Origin of the sequence: Suipraeoptans intestinalis (assembly GCF_009696485.1) — a bacterium.
Classification (GTDB): domain Bacteria; phylum Bacillota; class Clostridia; order Lachnospirales; family Lachnospiraceae; genus Suipraeoptans; species Suipraeoptans intestinalis.
Window position 1 is genome coordinate 1 of sequence record NZ_VULY01000003.1, and the last position, 4877, is coordinate 4877.

The following is a 4877-nucleotide window of genomic DNA, read 5'->3' on the forward strand; positions in this document are numbered from 1 at the left end:
AAGGCAAATCCATCCAGGAAGCGATGGCGATCACTAACAAAGCAGTGATGGAGGCGCTGGACGGACTGCCGCCGGTAAAGGTACACTGCTCTTTGCTGGCAGAGGAGGCCATCCATGCGGCGTTGTGGGATTATGCGGAGAAACACCAGATAAAGATCGAAGGGCTGGAAAAGCCAAAGTCGGATATTCATGAAGAGGAAGAAGAGGAAGAATATTAAATTTCGGGAGACAACATGAATCGAAAAAAAGTAGTGGTAGGCATGTCCGGAGGAGTTGACTCCTCTGTGGCTGCCTATTTATTAAAGAGGAAGGATATGACGTGATCGGCGTCACGATGCAGATCTGGCAGGATGAGGACAGGACTTTTCAGGAAGAGCAGGGAGGATGCTGCGGGCTGAGTGCGGTAGACGATGCCAGACGGGTGGCGGCAGCCATCGGCATCCCACATTATGTGATGAACTTTAAAAAAGAATTTAAGGAGAAGGTCATAGACTATTTTCTGGAAGAATATCTGCAGGGAAGAACGCCAAATCCCTGTATTGCCTGTAATCGCCATGTCAAATGGGACTCCCTGCTGAAAAGAAGCATGGATATCGGAGCGGATTATATTGCAACCGGCCATTATGCAAGGATTGTCAGCCTGCCCAACGGACGCCGGTCCATCCGAACTTCCGTTACGAAAGGGAAGGATCAGACCTACGCCCTGTATAATCTGACCCAGGAGCAGCTGGCAAGAACGCTGATGCCTGTGGGAGATTACCATAAGGAGGAGATTCGGGAGATCGCGCAGAAGATTTCCCTTCGGATCGCAAAAAACCGGACAGTCAGGACATCTGTTTCGTTCCGGACGGAGACTATGCAGGATATATTGAACAGAACACGGACAAGGGAAGCTGTCCCGGAAATTTTGTGCTGAAGGACGGAACAGTGGTGGGAAAACACAAAGGGATCGTGCATTATACTGTGGGACAGAGAAAGGGACTGGGGATCGCTTTGGGATTTCCGGTTTTTGTTCTGGAGATACGGCCGCAGACCAATGAAGTTGTTCTGGGGAAGAAGGAGGATACACTGTCTACCCACATCAGGATCGGGAATTAAATCTCATGTCAGAAGAACGGTTTCCCCGGAACAAGACTTTGTGGGGAAAGATCCGATATAATCACAAAGGAGGCCGGTGCCGCATCGAACAGGTGGATGAAGGGGAAGCTGTCTGTATTTTTGAAGAACCGCAGGGAGCGGCGGCTCCGGGCAGGCGCTGGTTCTTTATGACAACGAACTGGTGGTAGGCGGCGGCGTGATCCGGAAAGGGTGGATCCTATGAGGGCGGACGTACATATGCACACTGCATTTTCCCATGATTCCCAGGCGAAACCGGAGGAAATGATTGAGGGTGCGATCCAAAAACAGATGAAAAAATATGTCTGACCGATCACTTTGACAAGGATGATATGGAATGGGGAGAAGAGTGTATTTTCCCTGTGGAGGAATATTTCAAGGCGCTGCAGCCCTTAAAAGAAGCGTACCGGGATAAAATAGACGTGGGAATCGGGGTGGAACTGGGACTTCGTCCTTATCTGGGAAAGTATTACAGGGAACTGACAGCTTCTCATCCTTTTGATTTTATCATAGGATCCGTTCACTGCATCCAGGGAGAGGATCCTGCCAAGGGAGTACTGTTTCAAGGAAAGACAGATATGGAGGTTTACAAACAGGCGATGGAAGCGAATCTGGCTTCTGTAAGGGCCTGTGAAGAATTTGATGTTCTGGGGCATCTGGATTATGTGGTCCGGTATGGACGGGAGAAGGAAGGAAGCTACCGGCTGGAGCCTCTGATGGAGATCATCGATGAGATCCTGCGCCTTCTTGTAGACAGAAGACAGGGACTGGAGGTAAATACGGCCGGACTGAAATACGGACTTTCCTTTCCACACCCACACAAAAGGATCCTGCAAAGATACAGGGAGCTGGGCGGAGAGATCATTACCATGGGCTCGGATGCACACAGTCCGGAGCACATCGGATATCGGTTTACGCAAGGAGTAGAGTACCTGAAAGCGTGTGGTTTTAATATTACACAGAATTTTCTTCCAGAATACCGGTTTTTTAAGCAACTTCCATAAAAATGGGAAATTTACTTGAAATGTTGTATCAAATTTAGTACAATATCACAGAAGTTGAAGTGTTTTTTACAGTTCGAATTTCAAATACTAGGAAAAACTTTAGGAGGATTGGATCATGGCAGTAAAAGTGGCAATTAATGGTTTTGGACGAATCGGACGTCTGGCATTCAGACAGATGTTCGGAGCAGAGGGATATGAGGTTGTAGCGATCAATGACCTGACATCTCCGGCTATGCTGGCTCATTTGTTAAAATATGATTCTTCACAGGGAAGATATGGCTTGCTTTGCTTTTGCATAGATCTTGATCTCTTTTCCGTCTACCACGATAGAATCTTCTGTCGCTTCCACCTTATCTGCCAAAGCATATCTTCCCTGTGAAGAATCATATTTTAACAAATGAGCCAGCATAGCCGGAGATGTCAGGTCATTGATCGCTACAACCTCATATCCCTCTGCTCCGAACATCTGTCTGAATGCCAGACGTCCGATTCGTCCAAAACCATTAATTGCCACTTTTACTGCCATGATCCAATCCTCCTAAAGTTTTTCCTAGTATTTGAAATTCGAACTGTAAAAAACACTTCAACTTCTGTGATATTGTACTAAATTTGATACAACATTTCAAGTAAATTTCCCATTTTTATGGAAGTTGCTTAAAAACCGGTATTCTGGAAGAAAATTCTGTGTAATATTTAAAACCACACGCTTTCAGGTACTCTACTCCTTGCGTAAACCGATATCCGATGTGCTCCGGACTGTGTGCATCCGAGCCCATGGTAATGATCTCTCCGCCCAGCTCCCTGTATCTTTGCAGGATCCTTTTGTGTGGGTGTGGAAAGGAAAGTCCGTATTTCAGTCCGGCCGTATTTACCTCCAGTCCCTGTCTTCTGTCTACAAGAAGGCGCAGGATCTCATCGATGATCTCCATCAGAGGCTCCAGCCGGTAGCTTCCTTCCTTCTCCCGTCCATACCGGACCACATAATCCAGATGCCCCAGAACATCAAATTCTTCACAGGCCCTTACAGAAGCCAGATTCGCTTCCATCGCCTGTTTGTAAACCTCCATATCTGTCTTTCCTTGAAACAGTACTCCCTTGGCAGGATCCTCTCCCTGGATGCAGTGAACGGATCCTATGATAAAATCAAAAGGATGAGAAGCTGTCAGTTCCCTGTAATACTTTCCCAGATAAGGACGAAGTCCAGTTCCACCCCGATTCCCACGTCTATTTTATCCCGGTACGCTTCTTTTAAGGGCTGCAGCGCCTTGAAATATTCCTCCACAGGGAAAATACACTCTTCTCCCCATTCCATATCATCCTTGTCAAAGTGATCGGTCAGACATATTTTTTTCATCTGTTTTTGGATCGCACCCTCATCATTTCCTCCGGTTTCGCCTGGGAATCATGGGAAAATGCAGTGTGCATATGTACGTCCGCCCTCATAGGATCCACCCTTTCCGGATCACGCCGCCGCCTACCACCAGTTCGTTGTCATAAAGAACCAGCGCCTGCCCCGGAGCCGCCGCTCCCTGCGGTTCTTCAAAATACAGACAGCTTCCCCTTCATCCACCTGTTCGATGGCGGCACCGGCCTCCTTTGTGATTATATCGGATCTTTCCCCACAAAGTCTTGTTCCGGGGAAACCGTTCTTCTGACATGAGATTTAATTCCCCGATCCTGATGTGGGTAGACAGTGTATCCTCCTTCTTCCCCAGAACAACTTCATTGGTCTGCGGCCGTATCTCCAGAACAAAAACCGGAAATCCCAAAGCGATCCCCAGTCCCTTTCTCTGTCCCACAGTATAATGCACGATCCCTTTGTGTTTTCCCACCACTGTTCCGTCCTTCAGCACAAAATTTCCGGGACAGCTTCCCTTGTCCGTGTTCTGTTCAATATATCCTGCATAGTCTCCGTCCGGAACGAAACAGATGTCCTGACTGTCCGGTTTTTTTGGCGATCCGAAGGGAAATCTTCTGCGCGATCTCCCGAATCTCCTCCTTATGGTAATCTCCCACAGGCATCAGCGTTCTTGCCAGCTGCTCCTGGGTCAGATTATACAGGGCGTAGGTCTGATCCTTCCCTTTCGTAACGGAAGTTCGGATGGACCGGCGTCCGTTGGGCAGGCTGACAATCCTTGCATAATGGCCGGTTGCAATATAATCCGCTCCGATATCCATGCTTCTTTTCAGCAGGGAGTCCCATTTGACATGGCGATTACAGGCAATACAGGGATTTGGCGTTCTTCCCTGCAGATATTCTTCCAGAAAATAGTCTATGACCTTCTCCTTAAATTCTTTTTTAAAGTTCATCACATAATGTGGGATGCCGATGGCTGCCGCCACCCGTCTGGCATCGTCTACCGCACTCAGCCCGCAGCATCCTCCCTGCTCTTCCTGAAAAGTCCTGTCCTCATCCTGCCAGATCTGCATCGTGACGCCGATCACGTCATATCCTTCCTCTTTTAATAAATAGGCAGCCACAGAGGAGTCAACTCCTCCGGACATGCCTACCACTACTTTTTTTCGATTCATGTTGTCTCCCGAAATTTAATATTCTTCCTCTTCTTCCTCTTCATGAATATCCGACTTTGGCTTTTCCAGCCCTTCGATCTTTATCTGGTGTTTCTCCGCATAATCCCACAACGCCGCATGGATGGCCTCCTCTGCCAGCAAAGAGCAGTGTACCTTTACCGGCGGCAGTCCGTCCAGCGCCTCCATCACTGCTTTGTTAGTGATCGCCATCGCTTCCTGGATGGA

The 4877-nt window shown here is 48.1% G+C and carries 4 protein-coding genes and 5 pseudogenes; 4 read left to right on the forward strand and 5 right to left on the reverse strand.

Translation table 11 applies throughout. The features are described 5' to 3' along the window. The 4 genes and pseudogenes from FYJ34_RS00055 to FYJ34_RS00070 all read left to right on the forward strand — a co-directional run. Positions 1–218: iron-sulfur cluster assembly scaffold protein (locus FYJ34_RS00055; protein WP_173017029.1), on the forward strand; the 218-nt coding region annotated here is incomplete at its 5' end. A 15-nt stretch (positions 219–233) separates the two neighbouring features. Next, positions 234–1321, forward strand: a pseudogene (gene mnmA / locus FYJ34_RS14985) (tRNA 2-thiouridine(34) synthase MnmA). Between the two features lie 59 nt (positions 1322–1380). Continuing rightward, a pseudogene (locus tag FYJ34_RS00065) lies at positions 1381–2120 on the forward strand (histidinol-phosphatase HisJ family protein). A 115-nt stretch (positions 2121–2235) separates the two neighbouring features. Next, a pseudogene (locus tag FYJ34_RS00070) lies at positions 2236–2403 on the forward strand (glyceraldehyde 3-phosphate dehydrogenase NAD-binding domain-containing protein); the annotation flags it as partial. A 3-nt stretch (positions 2404–2406) separates the two neighbouring features. Here the strand turns inward: FYJ34_RS00070 and FYJ34_RS00075 are convergent. From FYJ34_RS00075 to FYJ34_RS00090, 5 genes and pseudogenes are all read right to left on the reverse strand, one after another. Next, positions 2407–2646 (reverse strand): annotated as a pseudogene (locus FYJ34_RS00075) (glyceraldehyde 3-phosphate dehydrogenase NAD-binding domain-containing protein); the annotation flags it as partial. Between the two features lie 115 nt (positions 2647–2761). After that, positions 2762–3307 (reverse strand): histidinol-phosphatase HisJ family protein, encoded by a 546-nt coding sequence (locus tag FYJ34_RS00080; RefSeq protein WP_330582411.1) that lies wholly within the window; start codon positions 3305–3307, stop codon positions 2762–2764. Continuing rightward, complete coding sequence (locus tag FYJ34_RS13780; RefSeq protein ID WP_334296358.1) at positions 3283–3474, reverse strand: PHP domain-containing protein; 192 nt, start codon at positions 3472–3474, stop codon at positions 3283–3285. Before FYJ34_RS13780 ends, FYJ34_RS00080 begins: the two co-directional genes overlap by 25 nt. An 85-nt stretch (positions 3475–3559) precedes the next feature. Beyond that, a pseudogene (gene mnmA / locus FYJ34_RS14990) lies at positions 3560–4652 on the reverse strand (tRNA 2-thiouridine(34) synthase MnmA). Between the two features lie 15 nt (positions 4653–4667). After that, positions 4668–4877: iron-sulfur cluster assembly scaffold protein (locus FYJ34_RS00090; protein ID WP_173017030.1), on the reverse strand; the 210-nt coding region annotated here is incomplete at its 5' end.